We start from the raw sequence: 23,838 nt of genomic DNA, 5'->3' as shown, positions 1-23,838 counted from the left end.
AGCAAGCCGCTTCGCGCTCAAAGCAGTCCGTCCCACGCTCAATGCAATCCATTCCGCGTCCAAAGATTTAATTAGAATGAAAAGTCCATTGCAGAATGTTTCGTAAACACGTATATTTAGAGTATCGAAATACCGTGACGCGAGAAAGTTGGAAATGTGGATGAAATGGTTTAGCGAATGGGGACGGAAATTTTCCTCTTTCAATCGGAATGTGAGGCTTTTTATAATCGGGAATGCGCTCATCCAGATCGGGATGGGTGTTTTCATGGTCATGTACAATTTATATGTAAAAGAGCTCGGAATGCCCGAGACGGTAAATGGGAAAGTGATTTCCATGACGGCGATGGCTTCGGCAATCATGCTCGTTCCTGCGGGGTTTTTAAGCGATAAATTTGGCCGTAAATGGATGATTGTCGGCGGTGCTGTATTAACGGTAACGACGCTATTTTATAGGGGAATTGCAGTTTCGGAAACACCGATTATTGCGGCTGCATTTTTGACGGGCTTATTCATGGCATTCGTTCAAGTTTCGGGTATCCCGTTCCTAGCGGAAAACTCGTCTCCGACTGAAAGGGTTAAGCTATTCAGTGTCAATTTTGCAATTATAACGATTGCGAATGTCATCGGTAGTTTAGCAGGAGGAATCATTACAGACTTCCTGGAAACTGTTTTTAGGATCAGCGCAGCGGAAGCAATACGATATTCACTGCATTTAGGTGCAGCTATTTTCACAGTCGGCTTGATTCCTTTATTCAAATTAAAGGAGAATCGTACTGAGTCCGCAAAGGTGAAAAAGGGAGACAAGGAGCAAGCTGCAACAGAGGACGATAGTTTGAAACGGAATCTGATTGTTATCTTTCACTTTTCATTCGCAAGCTTGCTAATCGGTTTTGGATCCGGTTTGGTCGTTCCATACTTGAATTTGTATTTTGCCAATCGTTTTGATGCTTCCAATTCCTATATCGGACTTGTGCTGTCATTGGGTTCGGCTATGACTGCGGTTGCCGCTATGATCGGTCCCGCGCTCTCACGGAAAGTCGGCAAGGTGAAGGCGCTTATTTTATTCCAGGCGTTGTCGATCCCTTTCCTTCTATTGACTGCATACACAACATCTCTATGGTTGGCGTCACTCGGCTTTCTTTTGCGACAAGCGCTCATGAACGCCGGCAATCCAATTCAAAGTGCAGTAGCGATGGAAGTCGTGTCGGATAAATACAAAGGGCTCGCCAATTCAATGAATCAGATGGTTTTTAGTCTAGGTTGGGCAACCATGGGGAGTGTCGCGACGGGATTAGTCGTCGCAAACGGCTCCTATTGGGGCTATGCATATGCCTTCACGATTACAGCAGGGCTGTATATTGTTTCATCGGTCTACTATTATTTCATTTTCGGCAGAAGAAAATTGTCCGGGGAATAAAAAGGGCAATCCCAATTCCGGGATCGCCCTTTTGTCATTCGCCTCTTTTATACTGAGTTTCCTTCCAAGCGTTTTGCTCGTTGGGCACCCGGCTTTTATCCTCAAAGACGTTTTCGGTTTTTTGGTTTTGAATCTCTAACTGTTCTTTCTCTTTCTGCAATTGTTCAGGGGTCTTTTCCTTATCCACATCCATCGCCTCCTTATCGAGGGATAGTATGTACGGAAATATTTCCTTCATTCATATACGTGGAATGTCATCAGTTCGTGAATCATTTTTTTGACGTTTTCTTCATCAGACGGAGTTGCACTAGTCCAGACAATCGTGCCGTCCGGCTTATAGTCTCCTGTGAACCGTTCGTTTTTATAAAAAAATGAAAACGTCCAACCGGGCAAGCTGCCGCCCGCAAACATCGGTTTGTAGCTAAAATGCTGAAGCATCGTGTTCATACTCCTTTCATAGACAAGCGCCTACCCGCATAAAGTGTACAAAAGATGCGAAAGGGTGCTGACGTGTTTGTCGATAAATTAAAACAGGCTATCGAGAGCGAATACAAGGACTATTACTTTTATAAGTCGATGTATGAAAAAACAGATGATCCGCTTTGGCGGGACTTCATCCAGCATGCGTATGAAGACGAAAAAAGCCATTATGAAATGTTTCAACAACTCTATTATATGATGACTGGGACATTTGTACAAAATCCGAAGAAACCGATTCCGTGCTATAACTTCAAGCAATGTGTCAAACAGGCGCTCGTCGGTGAGTTGGATGGGGTGGAAACATATAAGGAAATGCTGTTGACGATTCCTATTCAGCAAGCTTATAATCCTTTGTTCATTGCCATGCATGACGAAATGGAGCATGCCATCCGGATGTCAACGATCTATAATTCATTGAGATGAACGCAAACACGAGACCATCGTTACGATGATCCCGTGTTTTTTTAGTGTTGAAAGCGAGAAAGTTGCTTTCTTAAATATGCGGCTGCCTCTACCATTCTCGGTCCGTACCAGAACATTTCTCCGTCGATTAAGATAGGTTCAGTGTCTGGCATCATCTCTAAAAATTCTTCGAAATGCTTTTCTTTGAAAGGGAAGGGCTCAGAGGACAACAGTACATAATCCAAATCCGCGTTCTTGAACCCTTCTGCCGTGACCACCGGATACCTGCCGTCCGCTTCGGTAAATGGATTGACGAATCCCATCCTTTCTAATAGCGAATGGATATATGTATCTTTCCCGACGACCATATATGGCTTTCTCCAGATGACATAAGAGACCCGTTCTCCCGCAACCTTAGGCAAAGACTCAAATTGCTCATGGATAGCGGAGATCAATTGCCTGGCGGCTTCGCTTCGATCTGTCAAGCTGCCCATGTCCTCGATCATCCGGAATGCGTCATCCACTGACTGGACTTCTGCGACATAGACAGGGAAGTGTTTCTCCAACTCCTCTACAATCTCTTTCGTGTTTTCCTCTTTCTCGACGATAATGAGGTCCGGTTGCACGTTATGGATTGCTTCCAGCTTAATGTCCTTTGTGCCTGCAACAGCCGGAACAGTTTCGACCTCACCTTTCGGATAAATGCAAAAACGGGTCCGCCCGACGATTTTCTCTTCAAGCTTGAGTGCAAATAGTGTATCCGTAATGCCAGGGCATAATGAAACGATTCGTTTTGGCGGGAAGGTAAAAGTGACACTTCTTCCGACCCGGTCTACAACAGTTTTATTCAAACCTTTGCTTCAATCCTTTCATACGAAAAACTTTGCGGCTGCCTTTGCAACTTCTTCAGGAGCTTTTAAGGACAAAGGCTCCCCGTGCAAGTAATTGAAAACGTTCATGTCGCTCGTATCCAGCATCCCGATTGTCATTCGGGGGATCAGCCTGAAATGGACTTGCTCCGCCGCGTGCTTGTTGACAGGAATGAACAACGAAGCATTAAAGCTTTCCAATCCATTTTCTTTAAAATAGCGGAAGAAACGGAGAAGGCTTTTCGCAAGGTCATCAAAGGCGTCACTATCCAGTTCGTTGAAAGAAGACGCATCGAAAACTCCGAGGAAATCGCCATGGCTCTTTGGTGCAAAGGCATGCATCCAGTTAATGGAGCCTTTTTTGCCAATCCAACGCTCTTCAAGTTCTCTCTCTTCAGAGACGAGCGAAGTAAAGTAATTCTTTCCTTCGGTTTCATAAAAATCGTGACTGCTCGATGTGACGATTGCCTGATAATTCGTCGGCTTCTCAGAAGCGAGCACATGAATGTGAGGATGAAGGATGCTTCCTCCCGAAGGTGGCAGGTAGTTCCAATTGATGGAAACGTATTCGGTTTTCGGGTCAAACTCCAAGACGTTCTCGATATACTGATGTGCGGCTGTAAACGAATCCGAGATCAGGGTTTCCGTGAATTCTTCGAGCTTCACATAATGCTGCTCCGACATGCGGACGACAGCATTATGCTTGCTGTAAGGGAATAGATTCGGAAAAACGACCGCTTCTTTGCCGACGTACCGCCCGCCTTCCACCAACTCATCGGGGAAACGCGGCGTGATTGTAGATACATTTTCAGCACAAAAAGGACATTTTTTACCTTCGGTCGCCTTCGCAAGCTCAGAATAATCCTTCGGCACGAAAGGTGCGCCCGGGTCGAAAATGATACGTGATGTTTCACCGGTTAACGGATCGAATCTAATTTCAGTCTTTCTATCAATCAACTTCCCGTCTTGCATCGGGTCATGGAATGTGAAAAATTCTTCATGTTTGCGAAACGAAATTGGCATAATCGTACTCCCCCTTAAAATAAGCTTTCTTTCATTCTATCGTTAACTGACAGAAAAGTCAGCCGGGCTGGTCGTTGATTAATTATTGGAGTTTGGTCTTTACGTGCCCTTTTCCATTGTTAACCGTCACACTACCGCTCGCCCCATTCACGAACGTAATTTGTGGAGGGACATGACCTACATCGGCATCATAAATAATAGGCAGTCCGGTCAGATCTTTTATTCTTTCCATTGAATCAAATACGGTGAATCCTTGAACTTCTTGACCTGCAGGGGAGCGGCCGAAGATGATTCCTGCGGCATTGTCAAACCAACCTGCATAGACAAACTGAAGCATAGTCCGGTGAATATCGGTAGCGTTCATTTCGCAGTTCTCGAAATACCATAAAATCGGTTCGTCGTTCAAGAAGTTTTTCTGGAATGAAGCAATATCGCCATATGGCGTCCCGACGAGGTGACGGATCGTATCGAGGCAGCCTCCTAACAAACGTCCTTCCAATTCGACATTGTCTGTTCCGAGAACCTTCCATTCCGTCGGTGTATCGAGTTTATATACATAAGGATTATCTGGAGCATCGTGCTGCCATTTGGATTGGAATTTTTCAGATGATTGCTGCTCAATGGTTGAGCCAGCGGACGCTTGTAGTACATTCATAAATTGACTTGCAACAGGCTCCCATTCATCGCTGCGCAATTCAACGAAGTTTGGACCGTGCGCAGTCGCAATGCCGGTTTTGACTGTCATCGCAAATAGGAAAGTGCTCGTATCCGAATAGCCTAAAATCCATTTAGGCTCAATTTTCTTCCAATCGATGAACGGTAATATTTCCAACAGGATTTCACCGCCCCACGGGGGGATGATAGCATTAATGTCCGGGTTCTTGAACATTCCCATTAACTCGGCAGCACGGACTTCTATCGGTGCTGAAGCGGACTTGTTTTGTGTCCACACCGTAGCTCCAATGTTTACTTTGTACCCTCTTTTTTCAAACTGGCGTTTTGCATTATGGACGAGATGGTGAAGAACTTCCTCGACACCCGAAGACGCGGCTGTTACGCCGATCGTGTCTCCTTGTTGCAATGGTTTTGGATAGCGGATCATTTCAATCACTCCATTTTCTTTCATAATATATGGTAAGATAGGTGTATAGTAGTTTATCAATAATTCTTGAAATTGTCACAAGTAATTTTGTGAGTAGGGGGAAAAGTCAAGATGATCAAGTCTGCAACATTATATACAAACAATCTGAAAGCATTACGACGTTTTTACGGAAACGTGTTAGAACTCGATATGATAGAGTCAACAGCTGAACAGTTCACCGTTAGGATCGGAGAATCACATCTAACATTCAAAGGGACGGAGCAACCGGCTTTCTATCATTTCGCCATTAACATCCCAGGCAATCAATTTTCCATGATGAAATATTGGATAACGGACCGCGTCACGCTAAACCGTGAAGAAGGGCGGGACGAAGTCTATTTTCCGAGTTTTGACGCGGATTCGATGTATTTCGAGGATCCCGTTGGTAATATCGTCGAATTAATTGGCAGAAGGAAGCGGGACCTATTCGGGGATTTGACAAAAGAATCATTCTTGAGTATTAGCGAGATGGGCATGGCGACACCACATGTCGTTGAAGTGGGAGACCAGCTGCTTGATCTTGGAATTCCTTTGCGCGATGGAATAGAGGTGGAACCGGATGAGCTGAACTTCCTTGGACGCGGAGATGCATTCATCGTCCTCGTCCCGCTTGGGCGCCGGTGGTATTTTTCAAAAAAAGTATCGGAATCATACCCGGTTGAACTGACTTGGAATGATACACATATTAAATTAAATGAAGATGGTAAGCTTACCTTCTAGATGGAACGCCGAATGCCGAGAAACTGGCACGATCGGTGTAGAGCGGGGAATAGCAGGAGATGCCATCAAAGGTTTACCTATTGCTACAATTGTCGGAGATCGAGAATGCGCTTTTCTTAATCGATTTGGGAGGAGAACGGATGAGGAAATTCTTGCAGCTGATTGGAATCGGAATCGCAAGCGGAATCATTTTGGCTATCCTCATGCAACTCGTTTTTGCACTGACAGGAAACGAAGCGTACATTTTGTTATATAATGTAGATTATTTTCCTTTCATTCATATCTTCAAGGACAGCGCCTCGTTTGGCTTTGCGTTTCATCTTGTTTTTTGCATCGCTAGTGTCGTTGGCCTGTTTTACATATTAACGTTCTTTGATTGGCACTACAGCATTTGGCCATATGTCGCTGTATATACCGCAGGTAGCGGAGTGCTGTACTTTTTGACGCTGCTCACAGAAAAGCCGCCCGCTGCAGATGACGGGATGGCTTGGTTCTTCTGGACGGCCGGCCACTTCGTGTTCAGCCTTGCAGTCGGCTGGATGATCAGCCGGTTTGTGAAGCCGAATACGAAAGTTAGAGTATAACTTTGTTCACGCACTAGCCGAATACCCATTTAGGTGACCGGTTTTTCATGTGAGCTGTCGCCCCCAGTCGAATGCTTTTTCCACAGGCCCGCCTTCTGTTATAATGAAATCCGAATGAATCGGAAATAAGGTGAAGCGATGGATTTCATATGGACATTGTTGTTTATGGCTTTGATTGGGGCATTGATCGGGGGATTTACGAATCACCTAGCGATCAAAATGCTGTTCAGACCCCATGAGGCAAAATATATTGGAAAATGGCGCCTTCCGTTTACGCCAGGGTTGATTCCGAAACGGCGTGATGAACTTGCCATACAATTGGGGAGGACGGTTACGAACTATTTAGTCACTCCCGATGTGTTGCGTAATAAGTTATTGACGCCTGATATGGAAAGAAAAGCGGAGGCGTTCCTTCAAAGCAAAATGGAGGAGTATGTGCTTCAATCGGACAAGACGTTGCACGATTGGCTACAAGTGGCAGGGGCTCAAGACATTGTAGAGAAAGCTGAGCAAAAAATCGATGCCCTTATCGATGCACAACTCATGAACGTGCGCATGAAATTGACAACGGGCACGATTGAAGAGGTCGTTCCATTGGATTGGCAGGAGCGTGCGAAAGCGCATATTCCCGTAATGACAAACTATATCCTGCAACGAGCCGAGCAATTTGTGGATTCTTATGAAGGCAAAGTGATGTTCCAAAAGTTGATCAATGATTTCCTAGAGTCGAAAGGGACGTTTGGCGGCATGTTGAATATGTTCTTCGGCGATTCCAACTCGCTCGTAGAGAAGGTGCAGCGGGAAGCGTTGAAGTTCATCAACGCGCCAGGCACATATAATCTGTTGCACACTATGTTTGAGAAGGAATTTGCGAAGCTGCAAAAGCGTCCGATGGCGGAACTGCTTGCAGAGTTCAACTGGGATGGACTGTTCACTTCCATTAAAGCATATGCTAACAAGGAACTTGCGCTAGACACCCGTTTGGATAAAACAATCCAAGATTACTGGCCGAAAGGTTCCGAGTGGACTGCAGAAAATCTGACGCCGAAAGTGACGCAATTCGCTTTTGATCAAGCTCAAAAGCAGCTGGAGCAATCATTGAAAAAGCTGAAGCTTGATGAAATTGTCAAGGAGCAAGTAGATACGTTCCCGGTTTCTGTCCTGGAAGATCTTGTTCTCGGCATTTCAAGACGCGAATTCAAAATGATTACTGTCCTTGGAGCGCTGTTAGGTGGTATCATCGGGATAGTGCAAGGATTGATCGTCTTTTTCACAAACTACTAGGGGGAATAAATGATGACTGTTAATATTTATGATGACTTGAACAAATTGGAGTCGACACTTCGCAAGACTGATGAATATGCCGAAGTGCAGAACGCGATTGAGGAAGTGAAGAAAGACGAACAGGCTTTGGAACTGTTCAAGAGCTTCCGTAAAATCCAAATGACGCTTCAGCAGAAGCAGATGCAAGGCGAAGAAATCGCGCATGAAGAGTTGGAGTATGCACAAAAAACAGCGCAGCTTGCTCAGCAAAACGATAAGATCATGCAAATGCTCCAAGCGGAAATGAAGCTGAGCGGCCTGATCGAAGAAGTGAACCGTGTCTTGATGAAGCCGGTTCAGGAAATGTACGAAACGATGCAATAAAACCGGCTCAGCCGGTTTTTTTGTGTTATATTTCACGTAATCTTTAATGAAAGTTGGAGCAAACCATGCAAAAGATAATCCTTACAAAATCATTCGAACAAGATTGGATACGGATGTTCACCCATCTCGCCAACCTCTTCTTCGAACAATCAAAGGTCATCACGGACACCGAAGAAGAAGGAATCCTTGTCGACCTATCCATACAGCAAGACGGTGCCACGATAAATGGCTATGCCCAATTAACGCATAATGGCAACGAATTCAGTGCCGCGTTCTCAGAGCAAGTGACAACCGACAATTCGGAAACGAAGACCCGTCAGCTGAAACGGATTTATTCCCACGTGTTTCTAGAAGTTCTGGAGCAGCTAACCGGAATGAAACAGTCTTGGGGAATTCTAACCGGCATCCGTCCGATGAAACTGTTCCATAAATACCGACAGCAAGGACATAGCGTGGAAGACGCAAAACGTCTTTTAATGAAGAAACACCGGATTTCCGAAGAAAAAAGTGAACTTCTCGCAACGATTGAACAAGTCCAGCTGCGGGCAATCCCGGATTTACACCAAATCCAAAACGATGTCAGCATCTACATCGGCATCCCGTTCTGTCCGACAAAATGTGCATACTGCACGTTTCCGGCTTACGCCATTCATCGGAAAAACGGGCGGGTCGAATCATTTCTCGACGGGTTGCATGAAGAAATTCGCGAGATCGGGAAATGGTTGACGGAGCGGAACATTAAAATCACGACAATTTATTTTGGCGGAGGGACGCCTACTTCCATCGAAGCAGATGAAATGGATGCCCTTTATCAGACGATGTATGACTCATTCCCGTATATGAAAGAAGTGAGGGAAGTGACCGTCGAAGCGGGGCGGCCGGACACAATTACACCTGCCAAAATCGATGTCCTCAAAAAATGGGGAATTGACCGGATCAGCGTCAATCCACAATCGTATACGGATGAAACGTTGAAAGCGATCGGAAGGCATCATTCCGTACAAGAGACGATTGATAAATTCTGGTTGTCCCGAAACATGGGGATGAAAAATATCAATATGGACCTCATTATTGGTTTGCCAAATGAAGGACTGGAAGAATTCCGCCATTCGCTCGACGAAACGGAGAAGATGCAGCCCGAATCGCTGACTGTCCACACGCTTTCATTCAAACGGGCTTCTGAGATGACACGGAACAAAGAGAAATATAAAGTGGCGGATCGGGAAACGGTTGAACAGATGATGAAGATGGGCGAGCAATGGACGAAGGAAAACGACTATGTGCCATATTATTTGTATCGCCAAAAAAACATCCTCGGCAACTTGGAAAATGTCGGATATGCGAAGCCGGGCGAAGAAAGTATATACAACATCATTATTATGGAAGAAGTACAGACGATCATCGGAATTGGTTGCGGCGCATCGAGTAAATTCATGGATCCCGCGACCGGTAAAATTACGCAATTCCAAAATCCGAAAGATCCCGCTGCTTATATCCTTACGTTTGAAGAATATATCGATAAGAAGATCGAACATCTTGAAAGGATTTTCCCTCAAGCTATCCAAGTCGACTGAACTAGCACATAACCTTGGCACTTTAATAGTGCCAAGTTTTTTTAATTTTAAGAGGGTTTCCTCACTACATATCGAATAAGTACTAATGAATGGTTATTCATCATTGTGAGGGGGTAATAATTATGTATTCTACGATTGAACTGAAGGTGGAGGGACGGCTAGCACGGCTGACAATGAATAGGCCGGATTCCATGAATGCAATGGACGACACGATGATGAAGGAATTGGCAGATGCCTTTGAATCTCTTTCATCCAATGATGAAGTGCAAGTGTTGATCATTAATGGGGCAGGCCGCACATTCTCGGCGGGCGGAGATATAAAGAAAATGATTGACCCGGATTCTCCAATGGATATCGGGAAAGTGATGGTCGATGTGTCGCGACTTGCAAAAGCGTTATACGAATTGCCTCAAATAACTATCGCTGCAGTACAAGGAGCAGCTGCAGGACTCGGTTTTAGCTTGGCGCTCGGCTGCGATGTGATTATCGCAGAGGAAAACAGTAAGCTTGCAATGAACTTCATCGGTGTTGGGCTTGTGCCGGACGGTGCCGGCCATTTCTTCTTGAAAGAACGGATCGGGGTGCCACAAGCGAAGCAACTCATCTGGTCAGGAGAAGTAATGAAAGCGGAAGCCGCCAAAGAGAAGGGTCTCATCGACCAAATCGTTCCGGATGGAAGCGTCAGCCAAGCATCGGATTCGCTTGCCCAAAAGTTTTTGTCGGCTCCAATCTCAGCAATGCTTGCTTCCAAAAAGATTTTACATGAGCAAAAGATTGCTGAACTGGAAAACGTATTACGGATGGAAAGTGAACAGCAAGTTGCCATGCGCAAAACTAAAGATCATTTGGAAGGCATCAATGCATTCGTAGAAAAACGAAGACCTGCATTTGTAGGTAAATGATGATAAGTACAGCTGTTGACTGTAAGTCAGGACAACAGCTGTACTTACCTGTGAAAATGGGATGACAACGGAGGGAACTTATGACAAACGCAATCAAATCTGAATTGAATAGATTCATCGAGGAAAACGGGGAGAGTTTTGAAGATGAATTATTGATTGAGGCGTCAACTGTAAAAGAGAAGATTAATACAATCCTTGAAGTGGGCAACATTGACTTAATTAATAATGCACATAAACTTGTCAGTTATGCTTTGGAATCCAAATTGGATGAACTTCGGCAATTCGCCAAAGTGGAAGGGATTGCATGGGCGACCCATTCATTGACACTATCGTTCAAATTGGAGTGGGTGCAGGCGATCCGGAGGACACTTTGGACTTTCCTTCAACGATATATCGATGAAAACAAGGTGGAAATCGATTTCTTTCAGTTTGAGAGACAGATCAACAGCTCTATTGATCAATTCTTGAATGCGTTTTTCATTAGTTACTCCGCTTATAAGGATGAACTGTTGAAAACGCAAAGGGATTTGGTTGAAAACTTATCCGTGCCTATCATCCCGCTTACCCCGACTGTTTGCATCCTCCCTATTATCGGCTCAATCGATTATTATCGGGCGAGAGTGATGGAAGAGAAAGTGTTGAAGGAAATCGGTCGATTGCATATTCAAACATTGCTGATGGACCTATCAGGGATTGCGGATATGGAGGCTGAAGTGATTGATCAGTTAAAGAAGATCATTGACGGGGCAGCTATGATGGGATGTATGACTGCAATTACAGGATTGCGGCCGGATGTCGTCCGGAGCATGGTGCGACTCGGCGTACAATTCGACAGGAACACTCAAACGGTCGGTACGCTTCAGCAAGCATTGAGCATCTATTTCACGAAATAAAAAAAAGACTTAATCCTCTACAGGATTAAGTCCTTTTGATCTGTATTTATCCGCAGTGTCCCGCCAAGAGAAATATCCTTTTTCAACTGCTGCAATCAATAACTCTGCAGTCGCGATATTTGTCGCGAGCGGTATTCCATATACATCACAAAGACGCAGCAACGCACTGACGTCAGGTTCATGAGGTTGGGCTGTCAACGGGTCGCGGAAGAAGATGATCAAGTCCAACTTTCCTGTAGCGACCATCGATCCGATCTGCTGATCCCCGCCAAGCGGTCCGGACATCATTCGGTTAACGTGAAGGCCTGTCTCCTTCATGATCCGTTTGCCAGTTGTACCCGTTGCATAGAGCTCGTATTTTGAAAATACATGTTTGTACGCAATCGTGAAATTCACCATTTCATCTTTTTTCTGATCATGGGCAATAAGTGCGATGTTCAAGTGAAGCACCTCCATACTGTAGCTTGCTCAATTAACATATCATAGCAGCATGAGGGTAGCCAAATTTTATTGCAGATGCCGATTCGTATCAAACATGAAACAACAATAGCTTTCCAGCAGGCGAAGCAAGGCGATGCGTTTGTTCAAGAAGATTCTTTTCTTCGAGCAAAGCATGGCCTTTTTCTTTTGCCGATTCATCATTCTCTGCCGTGAACGTTTCTTCCGTAATTAACTTTCCTGTCTTTTCATACGCTGTTAATTTATAAGTTCTCAAGCTGCTCATCCTTCCGTCCCTTTTCTCCATTATACTATGAAAGCATGAAAAATGAATAGTTATTCATTTCGAAAAATGTATTGTAAAGTTTACTTGACATTACGTATATAGTAAAGTAACCTTTACGTAAAGCGACCTTTACATTGAAAGGGGGAGCATGTAACTGAATAACTTGATTAAGGAAATGCGGACAGCAATGGGATGGACGCAGGATGATCTTGCGGAAAAGTTGGAAGTGTCGAGGCAGACGATCATCTCTCTAGAAAAAGGAAGATATAATCCATCGTTGATTTTGGCATTTAAAATTGCGAAGCTCTTTAATTGCCGTATTGAAGATATTTTTCAGCCGGAGGAGGTTTGAAGATGTACGAAGGATTTGATATTTGGGCGTTTTTGGCTGGCTTGCCACTCGGCTTAGTCATATGGGGAATCGTGCATTATTTTACTTGGAAAAAAGGGAAGAAGGAGCGGTTATTTGATGAAAGGTATAAAAATCTTCATCGACACGCGAGATCAATCTCTTGGAAGGTGATGACCGTTGCAATTTTAATTGCATGGTTCATCGTCATGATTGTTGAAGGAGCAAAATTGGCATTTTTTATCTTAACCGCGCTGTGGTTTATTCATATGCTCTCCTGGGTAGTAGGAGCAGCGATTGTAAACAAACATCATTAATCGGAAAGAGAGAAAACTATGGTTCCATCAGTCGAGAGTTTAGCAGGGTTTAGTACGGGAGCAGGCATCGTATTGTTTATAGCATTCCTACTTACGGCATCGGCATATGGAGTAATGCTCTTTTCATATGGCATCGGAGTTCTCATTATGAATAGGAGAATGTAACGAAACTATTTACCTATGAAACACGTAGAAGAGTGAAGGCTGAAAAGGGAAGGGAGAAAAACATGTCATTACAACTTGAAAACGTAACGAAGCGGTTCGGGGAATTCACCGCGGTGGATCACTTGAATCTGACTGTGGAGAAGGGTTCAATGTACGGTTTCCTAGGTGCAAATGGAGCGGGCAAAACGACTACGTTCCGAATGATTTTAGGATTATTGAACGCCAATGAAGGACATATCACATGGAACGGTAAGACAATTTCCTACGCAACGAGCCCTGAAATCGGCTATTTGCCGGAAGAACGGGGACTTTATCCGAAAATGAAAGTGGAAGATCAGCTCATTTTCCTCGGTGAGCTACGAGGGATGAAAAAGGCCGATGCCAAGAAGGCGATCGATTATTGGCTGGACCGTTTCGAAGTGTCGCAAAACAAGAACAAAAAAGTGGAGGAGTTGTCAAAAGGGAATCAGCAGAAGATCCAAGTCATCGCTGCACTCATGCACAATCCGAAGCTGCTCATCCTTGACGAACCGTTTTCCGGGCTCGATCCGGTGAACGTCGAAATGTTGAAGAAGGCAATTATCGATTTCAGGAATAACGGAGCAACAATCCTCTTCTCAAGCCACCGGATGGACCATGTAGAAGAGTTATGTGAGAAGTTAAGCATCATCCATCATGGCAAGCAAATCGTGAACGGTTCGCTGCGTGATGTGAAGCGGTCGTTTGGCAGACAAAATGTGCGCATCCGATCCGACTATGATTTGAAAGCACTCGACAACGTGCGAGGAATTATTTCCGTCGCTCATTCGGTGGAAGGGGCCGTCTTCCAAATTGAGGAGGAAGCGGTCGCGAACGACTTGCTGGCAGCAGCATTGCAAGCGGGGCCAATCCGTCATTTTGAGATTGAAGAGCCTTCCTTGCAAGACATTTTCATCGCAAAGGTGGGGAAAGAGTATGCGTGAGTTTTGGATTATCTTTAAACAGGCATTTTCGTCGAAGGCAAAGTCCAAGTCTTTCATCATTACAACTGCAATCATGATCGTTGCGATCTTCCTGCTCGCGAATTTTTCAAAGATCATCGATACGGTACAAAACGTCACAGGAACAGGCGATTCACAAGAAGTCCTTCAAGTCGTGGATGAGAGTGGAATCGTCGTTGACAGGCTGCAATCTCAGCTAGCGGCTGGAGAGTACGATATCACTGTCGAAGCGGCCAGTGAAACGGAGGAGGTTCTTGCCGATAAAGTCTCGTCCGGTGAAATCAACTCATTTCTAGCTCTTTCGGTCGATGAACAAGGAACAATCCATGCGGAATATACGACGATGAGCATGATGGACTTTTCAGTGCCGCGGCGTATCCAGGATGCACTGCAATCAATCCAGACGGAATTGAAAGCGGAGGAGCTATCACTGACGGGTACGCAAGTGCAAACGTTGTTTACACCGATCCAGTTTGAGCAGAAAAATGTCTCGCCTTCCGCAAAATCGGAAGAGGAACTAGGCCAAGCAAGAGTCCTCGTCTATGTCCTCATGTTTGTCATCTATTTTGCAGTCATCTTGTATTCGAGCATGATTGCGATGGACGTGGCGACTGAAAAATCATCGAGAGTGATGGAAATCCTCATTTCGAGCGTCTCACCCGTGAAGCATATGTTTGCGAAGGTGTTGGGTATCGGGTCGCTAGGGATATTACAGATCTTCATTTATGGAGTTGTCGGCTTTATCGCCTTCAAAACGTCTGCTACGGAAGTGCCTGGCGGATTTTCAGATTTCTTCAGTTTGCAAGATGTAAGCCTCAGCACATTGGTATATGCGGCGGTATTCTTTATACTAGGCTACTTCCTCTATGCTACTCTTGCCGCTTTATTAGGTTCATTGGTCAGCAGGACGGAGGATGTCCAGCAAATGATTATGCCGATGTCCTTGCTGATTGTAGTGGCTTTCCTCATTGCCATGACAGGCTTGGGCAATCCAGAACTCGGCTATGTGACATACGCTTCGTACTTCCCATTCTTTGCTCCGCTCGTCATGTTTTTGCGGGTGGGAATGCTCGATTTACCTATGTGGGAACCGCTTTTGGCCATCGCCATTATGCTATTGACGATTTTCATCCTCGGCTGGTTTGGAGCGAGAGTTTACCGTGGCGGAGTTCTCATGTATGGACCTTCCCGTTCACTGAAAGACATCAAAAAAGCGATTCAATTAGGTAAAGAATGATAGAAAGCCGTTTTTCGTCGGAAAGATTGACGGACAGCGGCTTTTTTCGTTGTTATATTTTCTATTACTCTTGCGCATATGGTAAAATTAGAACAAATATTCGTTAGGAAGGGAAGATGCTTTTTGTCTACAATCCGGTTTATACATACGGCAGATTTGCATCTCGATAGTCCGTTCAAAGGGATGACAGGACTACCGCCAACACGTTTGAATGAATTGCGGGAAAGCACATTCACCGCATTCAACCGATTAATTGACTATGCTGTGGAAACATCCCCGGACTTTCTATTAATTGTCGGGGATATATATGACGGCGAAGATCGAAGTTTGCGTGCCCAGCGGAAGTTCCAAGAAGGAATGGAAAAGCTGCATGAAGCGGGGATCCCCGTTTATATCACGTATGGGAACCATGATCATCTGAGTGGGAATTGGACCCGTTTCGAGCTGCCGCCAAACGTACACGAATTTTCAGGGGAAGTGGAAGAAGTGTCTTTGACGGTAAGGGGGCTGGACGTTGTGCTCCATGGCTTCAGTTATCCGAATAGGCATGTCCGGGAAGAAATGATCAGCAACTATCCCGTTGCTTCAGACAACTACTCCTTCCATATCGGATTGTTGCACGGCAGCATCGCAGGAAATGATACGCATGCGGTCTACTCGCCTTTCACGATCGGGGAGCTGCAGTCGAAGCATTATGATTACTGGGCGTTGGGCCATATCCATTTGCGTCAGCAATTATCGGAAGACCCACCTATCGTATATCCCGGGAATATCCAAGGACGTCACCGGAATGAATCTGGTGAAAAAGGGTTTTACGAAGTGGAGCTCAGTAAATCGGGTGCAGTCCTTTCATTCGTTCGGACATCTGCCGTTCATTTCGGGAAAGTTCAAATTCCGTGTGTAAATATTCGACATGCAAATGAATGGCTCGCTAATTGCGAAGAGGCACTTCTTTCATTCGCTACGGAAAATGGCCCATCGGTCGTCGATGTTGAAATCCTTAATCTCGATGAGGAGACGGCCGCTTTTTTTGCACAGACTGCCGAAGACGTCTGGCTGGACGCGATCCGGGAAGTGATGGATGGCAAGGAGTCGTTTGTATGGGTGCAACGCTTAACAAGCACAGTGACTCTTCATAATAAGGAGAACAATGCGCTTGTGGATTCCGTGCTTGGACAAGTCGACAGCTGGTCACCCGAACAGTGGAAGCAAGTACTAGGAGATCTTTACCAACATGTACGGACTGCCCGATACCTTGATCCGTTGACGGAAGAGGACATCCGCGATTTACGGAATGAAGTGGAGAGGCACTTATTGAATGAATTACCGACCGAGTTGGAGGTGATTCGGTGAAAATACGAAAAATAGTCATTTACGGCTTCGGGAAGCATGAAAACAAGACGATCGATTTCAGTGACGGCATAAATGTAATCTACGGTCATAACGAAGCGGGAAAGACGACGATCCAGCAATTCATCGTGCAAACACTTTTCGGTTTCCCGCAAAAGAATAGTGCACAGCTTCGATACGAACCGAAAGCGGGCGGCAAATTCGGCGGCCAAGTCCATTTGCAAGACGAAGTCCATGGCTACTGCATCATCGAACGGGTGCAAGGAAAATCAGCAGGGGATGTCACTGTCTGTTTCGAAGATGGCACGCAAGGAGGAGAAGAAGCTGTAGCAGCATTAGTGAGGCAATACGACCGTGCTTCGTTTGAATCGGTTTTCTCGTTTTCGCTTCTTCAATTGCAAGGCTTTGAGCGGATGGATGAGACCGAATTGAGCCGGACGCTCCTCTCGTCAGGCACAACCGGCGTCGACACATTATTACGTGTTGAAAAGAAGATGGAGAAGGAATTGGGGGATTTGTTCAAAAAAACCGGTCGGAATCCCGAAATGAATGTTAGGGCAACCGAGTTGAAGGAAATGGAGAAAGAGCTGAAAAGCGAACAGGAGCGAATGGCGGCATACGCTCCGAAAATGAACAGGATCCACGAAATCGAAAGGGAATGGGACGAAGCTAAACGAGCGTATGATTCATTGCGGGAGCAACATCGAGCTCTCGAACTGGAGCTGCAATTATTGCCGTTGAAGGAGAGGAAACGAAAACTCGCAAGTAGACTGGAAGAAGTGAGGACGTCTTCTTTTCCGTCTGACGGCATCCGCCGTTTTGAAGTGATAAGCGGCAGATTGACTGAGATGGTAGCGAAGAAGCGAGGTTTGGAAGCAGAAATCGCGGCGATGGAACAGAAGATGCCCGATTCTCCGCGTCCTGAAATGCTGTCAGAAATCGAGAGAATGCTTGCACGCGAGCCGGAATGGCATGATTGGCGGTCGACACTCGGCTCAATCCGCGATAGTAAGGCTCAGTTGAATGTGAAGCGGTTGCGGTTGCTAGATCGTTTAGGCTTGGATAAGTCGGAAGCGTTGTTGCGTGCGGACGTTTCCATCCATCAGGAAGAGCATCTATATGAACAACTGCAACAGTTGGATGAAATGGGTCGACAAATCGGGTATATGGATCGACAGCTTTCCCAATTGGAGAATGAACTGCGGGATATCCGAAACGAGCAGCTTTCATTGCAAAAGTTTTCCCCGACAGAAATGGAAAGGAAGCAAGCGGAGGAGTGGCCGTCCATTAGAAGCAGATTGGCCGAAGCGAAAGCGTATGTGCAAATGAGCCGGTCGAATCAGGGTAACGGAAACCAACAAATGCTTCTGATTCTCCTAGTCGTGGCGGCACTCATGTCCATAGTAGGATTGATTAGTGACCAATGGATCGTCGTCGGGCTTGGCGCGTGCCTTGCGGTCATTGCCGCAATTTTGAAATTCGGGAAACGGAGCGGTCAGCCGACAAAGAAAGATGCTGAAATGGAGCGGTTCGTCGACGCCTATGAAGGACAGGCAGCGACGATGGAAGCTTTCATTATGAAAGTGCAAGACTATGAACAGAGACAAAGCCGGCTAACCGAGGCGGCCGAGACAATCGAACGGAAAATGGGCGTATTGGAAGAAGAGTATGGGGCGATCGTGCAGGGGAAGGAACGTCTAGAATTTTCATTAAACAGCTTCTTTCTTGCGTACGGCCTTCGGAAAATACCGAACTCCGGCATCCTTCATGAGTTTTTCGGCATGGCACGCTCGCTGCAGGAGATTGAACGCGAGCTTGAAGACATTGAACGTCAATCGGTAACGATTCAAGATAATATCCACTTGAGGCAAGCAGAAGTGGAGAGGCTTATCTCGATTGACGTGCCGGAATCATCCATTTATGACACATTGCGATCGGAATACATCTCTTTGAAAGAGAAGATGCAATTATTTAACACGTTGAGTCATAGGATTGAAGAGTACCAAACGCAGAAGCAAGAAGCGGAAGAGCTGGCAACATCCTTGCGCAGCCAACAACTCGAGCTGTTCGCTGAAGCCGGAGTGGAGACGGAAGAACAGTATTACAAAGCGTATGCGGCATACCAGGAAACGCTGACGTTGACGCATCAAATCGAAGATGTCGAATCCCAGTTGGCTGCGCTTGGCTCTGTAGAGGACCAGATTGGACGCTCGGAAAACCAGCTCCGGGAAGATGTCCACCAAGTCGGCACGGAACTTGCCCGACTGGAAGAACAGATGGGGTCGCTCGTGAAGGAGAAGACCTCATTGGAAGTGGAAACGGAGAAGTTGTTGACGGATGACTCCTATCAGCGGAAGCAGCAGATGTTTGAAATGAAAAAGGCTGAGTTTGCCGAGCTCGCGAAACAGTGGTCAGTCCGCCAAGCAATCGTAGAAGCGATCACAGGCATGATGGAAGAGTTAAAGGAGAAAAGGCTGCCCGAAGTGCTGAGCAGGGCCGAGAAAATATTCAGTGAACTGACAGGCGGGACGTATATGTCACTCGCATTATCGGAAAATGGTTACTTCCAGGCCATTGCCCGTAACGGACAACATTATCCGATCATTGAGCTAAGCCAGGCGACGAAGGAACAGGCGTATATTGCCTTACGACTGTCGCTGGCAGCCGCAAAAGAGGAGACAGCTCCTTTTCCGTTGTTGTTGGATGATCCTTTTGTCCACTTTGATGAAACGAGATTTTCACGAATGACGGCAATATTGGAGCGGCTAAGTGCGAAGCACCAGTTCATCTACTTCACATGTCATGATAAGATAGTAGAATACTGGACAAATGCAACGATTATTAACGTTTCCGACATTGGAAGCGCCAAGGGGGCGATGACGCGATGAAAAAATTATTGGAACATCAAGTCGGGGAGCCGATTGACCTATATTTACTCATTAAACAATCGACGAAAGGCATTACCCAACAGGGAAGCCCTTTTATGACACTCATTTTGCAAGATAAGAGTGGTGATATAGAGGCGAAGCTTTGGGATACGGGTGAAGAACAGGAGCGTCTGTATGCGGCCGCGACAATCGTCAAAGTCGGCGGAGAAGTGCATGAATACAGGGGTAAAAACCAGCTGCGCATTAAAAGCATCCGTCCTGTGAAAGAAGAGGAAGGTGTGACGATTTCAGATCTCGTCCCATCTTCAGCGAAAAGCAAGGAAGTGTTATTTGAAGAATTACTACAATATTTCTTCGAAATGAAAAATCCACATATCCAGCGGATTACGAGACATCTGTTGAAGAAACACCAATCAGCCTTCCTCGTTTATCCGGCTGCTACGAGAAACCATCACGACTATGTATCGGGGTTGCTCGACCATGTCGTGTCCATGCTGAAGCTCGGCAAGGCGATTGCCGAATTATATCCTTCATTGAATAAAGATCTGCTGTACGCTGGAATCATCTTGCATGACGTTGGAAAGGTCATAGAGTTGTCCGGCCCTATCGGAACGCAATATACAGTCGAAGGGAACTTGCTCGGTCATATTACGATTATGGTAAATGAAATATCGAAAGCTGCGGATGAACTCGATATTACTGGGGAAGAAGTGATGCTTCTTCAGCATATGGTGCTGTCCCACCATGGCAAAGAGGAGTGGGGAAGCCCGAAACGTCCGATGTTAATGGAAGCAGAGATTCTTCATTATATCGATAATATTGATGCGAAAATGAATATGCTCGACAGGGCGATGTCCAAAACGGCAAACGGTGAATTTACGGAAAGGATTTTCCCTCTTGATAACCGTTCGTTCTATAAACCCAATATAGAATAAAATAGGGCTGCAGCAAGTCGATGGTTGATCGATTAGCTGCAGCCCTTATTTTATTACTTCTTATCCGTGTCAGCTTTTGCTGGTAAATACGCATCCAAAGCTTTTTTGAACTCATCGACTTTAATGTCGACGTCAGCAGCTTTAATCAGTTCTTGAAGCTTCTCTTCGAATTGGACGCGTTTCAATCCGTCCTCGATTTCCGCTGTAATTTCTTCTTCTGTTTTTTCGGTTTCAGTCTTACGAGTGTCGAGCAATTCAATGATATGGTAGCCGAAGCTTGTCTTTACAGGCTCGCTAATTTCACCTTTTTTAAGGGAATAAGCCGCATCTTCAAACTCCTGCACCATTTTGCCAGGACCGAACCATCCGAGGTCTCCGCCCGTTTGTTCTGCAACTGGCTCAGTGGAATATTCCTTCGCCAGTTCAGCGAAATCTCCGCCATCTTTCAATTTCGACAATACTTCGTTTGCGGTCTTTTCGTCTTTCACGACGATATGACGGGCATGGACTTCCGTTTTTGCACGTTCCACGCCTTTTGCGACATCCTCATCGGACACTTTTAGTGAATCGATCATTTTCTTCTGAAGCATTTGTGATTTTACATTCTTCTCGAAGAATTTTTCAGTGATACCTTGTTGTTGGAGGTACATGTCAAAATTATCACCAAAAGCTTCTTTTTGCTTTTTGATTTCCTCTTTCAATTCCTTGTCGGAAATCTTATATTCGGTCTCCAACGCTTGTTGAAGAAGCAAATTTTCAACTACTTGTATACCAATTGCATCTTTCATCTCTTCATATAGATCTTCTTTTGTAATATTTCCGACTTTGGTAGTTGCGATAATTTCATCATCAGCCGCTTTTTGATCATTGTTACATGCTGCAAGTGTCAGAACTGAAGCCGCCATCGTCATTGCAAGGACTGTTTTTTTCATGGTATTTTCTCCCCTAACTTTTATCTACAACAATTGAAACTATACCATAAAAACGACCATAAAACAAAAAGGTTCCTTACCAAATGCCTAAAACGTCAATTGTCGTGCGCATAGGATACAAAGAGAGAGGAGGTGCCCTAATGAGTGGATATGGCCATGGCTCTTCTGGATTCGCGTTGATCGTTGTGTTGTTCATTCTTTTGATCATCGTCGGAGCTGCATTCTTGTACTAAACAGAAAAAGTCCAGCTTCCATTGAGGGAGCTGGACTTTTTAACCTTATACGTTCAATAGCACTTCAAGATAGAACGAAAGGATTAGAATCGTAATTAGAATATTGACGGTACGATATATTTTTGGTTGCTTTTCTTCTGGGATTTCCCGCGATTGACATAGAGCGAAAGTCATCTTGTTTATCTGAAATAAATAAAACAATGAGAACATGACAGTAACGATAAGGATCAAATCAATTCCTCCTCTTTAAGCCTTCACTTCATCATAGCAGACTGCCTCGAAAAATGACATTATTTTTCTTCGACTGCTTGCAATTCAGCGAACTCTAAAGATTCCTTTTCAGTGCGGCTTAAGGAGACAAGCTCGTCGTCAAAAGAATGGTCGATCCTTTTGAAGCCGAGTTCGAATATTTCCATGAAATCTTCTCCGTAAATATTTCGGAGGACAGACATGACTTCCAAAAACTCAGGGAACTTTCCGTAAAGACTCTTAATCGGAAGTGATCCGTCCAAGATCCCATGTTCTGAGTCATGATAGTGTTCATTCATGCCAAGAAGAAGTTCTTCTCCTTCTTCGGTGACTGATACGTATGTATTACGACGGTCGTCGTCCTTCTTGAAGAATTGCAAGTAGCCACGTTCTTCAAGTTTTTTTGAGAAGTTGAAAGCTGTAGACACGTGCATGACGCCAAATTTTGCAATGTCTGAAATTGTCGCGCCTTGCAGATGGTATGCAATCCATAGAATATGATGTTCATTAATATTCAAATCATAAGGTTTTATCCACTTCTGCCAATCTTTTTCGACAGCTTTCCAAAGTGCTTTTGACATCTGGGCAACACGTTGACTATAAATCATTGCTTCTTTTTGGGAAAACTTTTGCTCAGTCATGAAATACCTCCAGCATCAAATAGTTATCATTTTTCATTATAGCAGGAAAACTTCGAATAAAAAAGTCGAAATTCCAAAAATACTATATATTCTTAAATGATTTGATGTGAGAACGTGAGATTGGCGAGGTTTTCCAGTAAAAAAATTATTCTGTGCACGTTGATTTACGTTTCAGGCGGGCGCTTTCCGGGGGCGTCGCTTCAGCCTCCTCACTCCGCTTCGCTCCGTTGCGGGGTCTTCTGCTGACGCTTTTCCCCCAGGAGTCGCCGCCTTCCACTACAATCAACTAATAAACGTTTTGCACATGGCTGATTGTTTTCATAGTCAAGAATATTGATGAGCGAAATGTTTTAACTTAACAAACTAGTAAGAATTGGCATACTGTAATCCATGTTATTTTTCATTAGTCAACGGATAATATCGAAATGCTTGAACGGGATTTTTTCGTTTGCTGAAAATTTCAGGGTCATGATAAGGCGGATCTAATTGACTCATAGCAAAGGAATCTTCAGTGCATGAAATATACAAATCGAATGCTTCATTGTCTTCTGGATAAAATAATTCACGTTTTTCACCATATTGTAATGCCTGGTCTATTGCATTTCGCAACCTTTCCAAAGCTTCGCGATTACCAACAATGAAAGCGTCACTATGCCACATTTGTTGACCATATATGTGTAATTTCCCTGCTTCTTCGGGCAAATCTACAGCTTGCTCAATCGCTTCTATTATCTTGGCTGGATTTGTATCTACTAGAAATACATCTACATTTGCATCATGATAATCTTTGGTTCTCAAGTCTTCCATAAATCTGTTTGTCAGCTCGCATTCCTCAATTAACATATAAAGCTCTTCTTGGATGCTGCTTGAATAAAGAAATACCTGAATTAATTGATGGTCCTTTTTGAAGTGGAACCGTTGAAGAGTAGGAGCCAGAGATTGTTCTTCAATTAAAGTAAAACCTCTTGGATGGATTTTTGGTTTTGAAAATGAAGAAAAACGTGTGGAACTTCGATATATATGAAATAAGGTAGTCATTTTATATACCCTTTCTTAGCTTATAAGCTTTCATATTATTAATTGCTTTATTTAATCTAACTATAGCCTTTCCACGTAAAGAAACAATAACATAACAATTCAAAGAATATTTCCTTTCTATTTCAAGTCGTGATACATTTGATTTGTG

Annotated in this window: 29 protein-coding genes; 18 read left to right on the top strand and 11 right to left on the bottom strand. The window is 44.7% G+C overall.

Features of this window, described 5'->3' with window-relative positions; translation table 11 throughout:
• The first annotated feature begins 160 nt into the window (after positions 1 to 160).
• The gene (locus tag NIT04_RS13685; protein ID WP_252505112.1) at positions 161 to 1,417 is read left to right on the top strand and encodes an MFS transporter; all 1,257 of its coding nucleotides are present in this window, start codon (positions 161 to 163) and stop codon (positions 1,415 to 1,417) included.
• Between the two features lie 34 nt (positions 1,418 to 1,451).
• Here NIT04_RS13685 and NIT04_RS13680 read toward each other — a convergent pair whose 3' ends face one another.
• A complete protein-coding gene (locus NIT04_RS13680) occupies positions 1,452 to 1,604 on the bottom strand; it encodes a hypothetical protein (protein WP_252504119.1) in 153 nt (50 codons plus the stop codon).
• A 47-nt stretch (positions 1,605 to 1,651) separates the two neighbouring features.
• Complete coding sequence (locus NIT04_RS13675; protein ID WP_252504118.1) at positions 1,652 to 1,855, bottom strand: YheE family protein; 204 nt, start codon at positions 1,853 to 1,855, stop codon at positions 1,652 to 1,654.
• Between the two features lie 54 nt (positions 1,856 to 1,909).
• Here NIT04_RS13675 and NIT04_RS13670 point away from each other — a divergent pair, with 54 nt between their 5' ends.
• A complete protein-coding gene (locus tag NIT04_RS13670; RefSeq protein ID WP_252504117.1) occupies positions 1,910 to 2,320 on the top strand; it encodes a ferritin-like domain-containing protein in 411 nt (136 codons plus the stop codon).
• Between the two features lie 41 nt (positions 2,321 to 2,361).
• Here the strand turns inward: NIT04_RS13670 and NIT04_RS13665 are convergent, their stop codons facing one another.
• The 3 genes from NIT04_RS13665 to NIT04_RS13655 all read right to left on the bottom strand — a co-directional run bounded on the left by NIT04_RS13665 (position 2,362) and on the right by NIT04_RS13655 (position 5,293).
• Complete coding sequence (locus tag NIT04_RS13665; protein WP_252504116.1) at positions 2,362 to 3,150, bottom strand: ABC transporter substrate-binding protein; 789 nt, start codon at positions 3,148 to 3,150, stop codon at positions 2,362 to 2,364.
• Between the two features lie 18 nt (positions 3,151 to 3,168).
• Complete coding sequence (locus NIT04_RS13660) at positions 3,169 to 4,191, bottom strand: hypothetical protein (RefSeq protein ID WP_252504115.1); 1,023 nt, start codon at positions 4,189 to 4,191, stop codon at positions 3,169 to 3,171.
• A gap of 82 nt (positions 4,192 to 4,273) precedes the next feature.
• A complete protein-coding gene (locus NIT04_RS13655) occupies positions 4,274 to 5,293 on the bottom strand; it encodes a S66 peptidase family protein (protein ID WP_252504114.1) in 1,020 nt (339 codons plus the stop codon).
• Between the two features lie 111 nt (positions 5,294 to 5,404).
• Between NIT04_RS13655 and NIT04_RS13650 the strand changes: the two genes are divergently transcribed.
• From NIT04_RS13650 to NIT04_RS13620, 7 genes are all read left to right on the top strand, one after another.
• Positions 5,405 to 6,052 (top strand): glyoxalase, encoded by a 648-nt coding sequence (locus NIT04_RS13650; protein WP_252504113.1) that lies wholly within the window; start codon positions 5,405 to 5,407, stop codon positions 6,050 to 6,052.
• Positions 6,053 to 6,192: 140 nt separating this feature from the next.
• Positions 6,193 to 6,636: a hypothetical protein gene (locus NIT04_RS13645; protein ID WP_252504112.1), complete on the top strand. Its 444-nt coding sequence runs from the start codon at positions 6,193 to 6,195 to the stop codon at positions 6,634 to 6,636.
• A gap of 138 nt (positions 6,637 to 6,774) precedes the next feature.
• Positions 6,775 to 7,920: a DUF445 domain-containing protein gene (locus tag NIT04_RS13640; RefSeq protein WP_252504111.1), complete on the top strand. Its 1,146-nt coding sequence runs from the start codon at positions 6,775 to 6,777 to the stop codon at positions 7,918 to 7,920.
• 12 nt (positions 7,921 to 7,932) lie between these two features.
• Positions 7,933 to 8,283 carry a YlbF family regulator gene (locus NIT04_RS13635; RefSeq protein ID WP_252504110.1) on the top strand — a complete coding sequence of 117 codons (351 nt, stop codon included), beginning with the start codon at positions 7,933 to 7,935 and terminating at the stop codon, positions 8,281 to 8,283.
• Positions 8,284 to 8,348: 65 nt separating this feature from the next.
• Positions 8,349 to 9,857 (top strand): coproporphyrinogen III oxidase, encoded by a 1,509-nt coding sequence (locus NIT04_RS13630; RefSeq protein ID WP_252504109.1) that lies wholly within the window; start codon positions 8,349 to 8,351, stop codon positions 9,855 to 9,857.
• Positions 9,858 to 9,979: 122 nt separating this feature from the next.
• Positions 9,980 to 10,759 carry an enoyl-CoA hydratase gene (locus tag NIT04_RS13625; RefSeq protein WP_252504108.1) on the top strand — a complete coding sequence of 260 codons (780 nt, stop codon included), beginning with the start codon at positions 9,980 to 9,982 and terminating at the stop codon, positions 10,757 to 10,759.
• An 80-nt stretch (positions 10,760 to 10,839) separates the two neighbouring features.
• Entirely contained in the window at positions 10,840 to 11,652 is an 813-nt protein-coding gene (locus NIT04_RS13620) for an STAS domain-containing protein (protein WP_252504107.1), read from the top strand.
• 9 nt (positions 11,653 to 11,661) lie between these two features.
• Here the strand turns inward: NIT04_RS13620 and mgsA are convergent, their stop codons facing one another.
• Positions 11,662 to 12,108 (bottom strand): methylglyoxal synthase, encoded by a 447-nt coding sequence (gene mgsA / locus NIT04_RS13615; protein WP_252504106.1) that lies wholly within the window; start codon positions 12,106 to 12,108, stop codon positions 11,662 to 11,664.
• A 73-nt stretch (positions 12,109 to 12,181) separates the two neighbouring features.
• Complete coding sequence (locus NIT04_RS13610; protein WP_252504105.1) at positions 12,182 to 12,367, bottom strand: YhzD family protein; 186 nt, start codon at positions 12,365 to 12,367, stop codon at positions 12,182 to 12,184.
• A 163-nt stretch (positions 12,368 to 12,530) separates the two neighbouring features.
• Here NIT04_RS13610 and NIT04_RS13605 point away from each other — a divergent pair, with 163 nt between their 5' ends.
• The 8 genes from NIT04_RS13605 (at position 12,531) to yhaM (ending at position 20,597) form a co-directional block, all read left to right on the top strand.
• Positions 12,531 to 12,728, top strand: coding sequence for a helix-turn-helix transcriptional regulator (locus NIT04_RS13605; protein ID WP_252505111.1), 198 nt, complete (start codon positions 12,531 to 12,533; stop codon positions 12,726 to 12,728).
• A gap of 2 nt (positions 12,729 to 12,730) precedes the next feature.
• Positions 12,731 to 13,042, top strand: coding sequence for a hypothetical protein (locus NIT04_RS13600; RefSeq protein ID WP_252504104.1), 312 nt, complete (start codon positions 12,731 to 12,733; stop codon positions 13,040 to 13,042).
• A gap of 18 nt (positions 13,043 to 13,060) precedes the next feature.
• On the top strand, positions 13,061 to 13,207 hold the full coding sequence (locus NIT04_RS13595) for a hypothetical protein (protein WP_252504103.1): 147 nt from the start codon (positions 13,061 to 13,063) through the stop codon (positions 13,205 to 13,207).
• Between the two features lie 62 nt (positions 13,208 to 13,269).
• Positions 13,270 to 14,169: an ABC transporter ATP-binding protein gene (locus NIT04_RS13590; RefSeq protein WP_252504102.1), complete on the top strand. Its 900-nt coding sequence runs from the start codon at positions 13,270 to 13,272 to the stop codon at positions 14,167 to 14,169.
• Entirely contained in the window at positions 14,162 to 15,424 is a 1,263-nt protein-coding gene (locus NIT04_RS13585; protein ID WP_252504101.1) for an ABC transporter permease, read from the top strand. The genes NIT04_RS13590 and NIT04_RS13585 overlap by 8 nt, the downstream gene beginning before the upstream one ends.
• A 123-nt stretch (positions 15,425 to 15,547) precedes the next feature.
• Positions 15,548 to 16,777: a DNA repair exonuclease gene (locus tag NIT04_RS13580; protein ID WP_252504100.1), complete on the top strand. Its 1,230-nt coding sequence runs from the start codon at positions 15,548 to 15,550 to the stop codon at positions 16,775 to 16,777.
• Positions 16,774 to 19,662 carry an AAA family ATPase gene (locus NIT04_RS13575; protein ID WP_252504099.1) on the top strand — a complete coding sequence of 963 codons (2,889 nt, stop codon included), beginning with the start codon at positions 16,774 to 16,776 and terminating at the stop codon, positions 19,660 to 19,662. The genes NIT04_RS13580 and NIT04_RS13575 overlap by 4 nt, the downstream gene beginning before the upstream one ends.
• Complete coding sequence (yhaM, locus tag NIT04_RS13570) at positions 19,659 to 20,597, top strand: 3'-5' exoribonuclease YhaM (RefSeq protein ID WP_252504098.1); 939 nt, start codon at positions 19,659 to 19,661, stop codon at positions 20,595 to 20,597. The genes NIT04_RS13575 and yhaM overlap by 4 nt, the downstream gene beginning before the upstream one ends.
• A 53-nt stretch (positions 20,598 to 20,650) precedes the next feature.
• Here yhaM and NIT04_RS13565 read toward each other — a convergent pair whose 3' ends face one another.
• Positions 20,651 to 21,529 (bottom strand): peptidylprolyl isomerase, encoded by an 879-nt coding sequence (locus tag NIT04_RS13565; protein WP_252504097.1) that lies wholly within the window; start codon positions 21,527 to 21,529, stop codon positions 20,651 to 20,653.
• A 140-nt stretch (positions 21,530 to 21,669) separates the two neighbouring features.
• Here NIT04_RS13565 and NIT04_RS13560 point away from each other — a divergent pair, with 140 nt between their 5' ends.
• A complete protein-coding gene (locus tag NIT04_RS13560; protein ID WP_252504096.1) occupies positions 21,670 to 21,762 on the top strand; it encodes a YjcZ family sporulation protein in 93 nt (30 codons plus the stop codon).
• A gap of 45 nt (positions 21,763 to 21,807) precedes the next feature.
• On the opposite strand, the gene NIT04_RS13555 is transcribed toward NIT04_RS13560, so the two are convergent.
• From NIT04_RS13555 to NIT04_RS13545, 3 genes are all read right to left on the bottom strand, one after another.
• A complete protein-coding gene (locus NIT04_RS13555; RefSeq protein ID WP_060210602.1) occupies positions 21,808 to 21,993 on the bottom strand; it encodes a hypothetical protein in 186 nt (61 codons plus the stop codon).
• A 59-nt stretch (positions 21,994 to 22,052) separates the two neighbouring features.
• Positions 22,053 to 22,652 (bottom strand): HTH-type transcriptional regulator Hpr, encoded by a 600-nt coding sequence (locus NIT04_RS13550; protein ID WP_252504095.1) that lies wholly within the window; start codon positions 22,650 to 22,652, stop codon positions 22,053 to 22,055.
• 393 nt (positions 22,653 to 23,045) lie between these two features.
• The gene (locus NIT04_RS13545) at positions 23,046 to 23,690 is read right to left on the bottom strand and encodes a hypothetical protein (protein ID WP_252504094.1); all 645 of its coding nucleotides are present in this window, start codon (positions 23,688 to 23,690) and stop codon (positions 23,046 to 23,048) included.
• Positions 23,691 to 23,838: the final 148 nt, after the last annotated feature.

Source organism: Sporosarcina sp. Marseille-Q4943 (assembly GCF_943736995.1).
GTDB lineage: Bacteria > Bacillota > Bacilli > Bacillales_A > Planococcaceae > Sporosarcina.
The sequence above is the reverse complement of the archived record's forward strand: the minus strand, read 5'-3'. Positions and strand labels throughout refer to the sequence as shown.

Coding starts and splice junctions, on each gene's coding strand:
- NIT04_RS13685 (WP_252505112.1), top strand. CDS start 161: ATGAAATGGTTTAGCGAATGGGGACGGAAATTTTCCTCTTTCAATCGG.
- NIT04_RS13675 (WP_252504118.1), bottom strand. CDS start 1,855: ATGCTTCAGCATTTTAGCTACAAACCGATGTTTGCGGGCGGCAGCTTG.
- NIT04_RS13670 (WP_252504117.1), top strand. CDS start 1,910: ATGCGAAAGGGTGCTGACGTGTTTGTCGATAAATTAAAACAGGCTATC.
- NIT04_RS13660 (WP_252504115.1), bottom strand. CDS start 4,191: ATGCCAATTTCGTTTCGCAAACATGAAGAATTTTTCACATTCCATGAC.
- NIT04_RS13655 (WP_252504114.1), bottom strand. CDS start 5,293: ATGATCCGCTATCCAAAACCATTGCAACAAGGAGACACGATCGGCGTA.
- NIT04_RS13650 (WP_252504113.1), top strand. CDS start 5,405: ATGATCAAGTCTGCAACATTATATACAAACAATCTGAAAGCATTACGA.
- NIT04_RS13645 (WP_252504112.1), top strand. CDS start 6,193: ATGAGGAAATTCTTGCAGCTGATTGGAATCGGAATCGCAAGCGGAATC.
- NIT04_RS13640 (WP_252504111.1), top strand. CDS start 6,775: ATGGATTTCATATGGACATTGTTGTTTATGGCTTTGATTGGGGCATTG.
- NIT04_RS13635 (WP_252504110.1), top strand. CDS start 7,933: ATGACTGTTAATATTTATGATGACTTGAACAAATTGGAGTCGACACTT.
- NIT04_RS13630 (WP_252504109.1), top strand. CDS start 8,349: ATGCAAAAGATAATCCTTACAAAATCATTCGAACAAGATTGGATACGG.
- NIT04_RS13625 (WP_252504108.1), top strand. CDS start 9,980: ATGTATTCTACGATTGAACTGAAGGTGGAGGGACGGCTAGCACGGCTG.
- NIT04_RS13620 (WP_252504107.1), top strand. CDS start 10,840: ATGACAAACGCAATCAAATCTGAATTGAATAGATTCATCGAGGAAAAC.
- mgsA (WP_252504106.1), bottom strand. CDS start 12,108: ATGGAGGTGCTTCACTTGAACATCGCACTTATTGCCCATGATCAGAAA.
- NIT04_RS13600 (WP_252504104.1), top strand. CDS start 12,731: ATGTACGAAGGATTTGATATTTGGGCGTTTTTGGCTGGCTTGCCACTC.
- NIT04_RS13595 (WP_252504103.1), top strand. CDS start 13,061: ATGGTTCCATCAGTCGAGAGTTTAGCAGGGTTTAGTACGGGAGCAGGC.
- NIT04_RS13590 (WP_252504102.1), top strand. CDS start 13,270: ATGTCATTACAACTTGAAAACGTAACGAAGCGGTTCGGGGAATTCACC.
- NIT04_RS13585 (WP_252504101.1), top strand. CDS start 14,162: ATGCGTGAGTTTTGGATTATCTTTAAACAGGCATTTTCGTCGAAGGCA.
- yhaM (WP_252504098.1), top strand. CDS start 19,659: ATGAAAAAATTATTGGAACATCAAGTCGGGGAGCCGATTGACCTATAT.
- NIT04_RS13565 (WP_252504097.1), bottom strand. CDS start 21,529: ATGAAAAAAACAGTCCTTGCAATGACGATGGCGGCTTCAGTTCTGACA.
- NIT04_RS13560 (WP_252504096.1), top strand. CDS start 21,670: ATGAGTGGATATGGCCATGGCTCTTCTGGATTCGCGTTGATCGTTGTG.
- NIT04_RS13550 (WP_252504095.1), bottom strand. CDS start 22,652: ATGACTGAGCAAAAGTTTTCCCAAAAAGAAGCAATGATTTATAGTCAA.
- NIT04_RS13545 (WP_252504094.1), bottom strand. CDS start 23,690: ATGACTACCTTATTTCATATATATCGAAGTTCCACACGTTTTTCTTCA.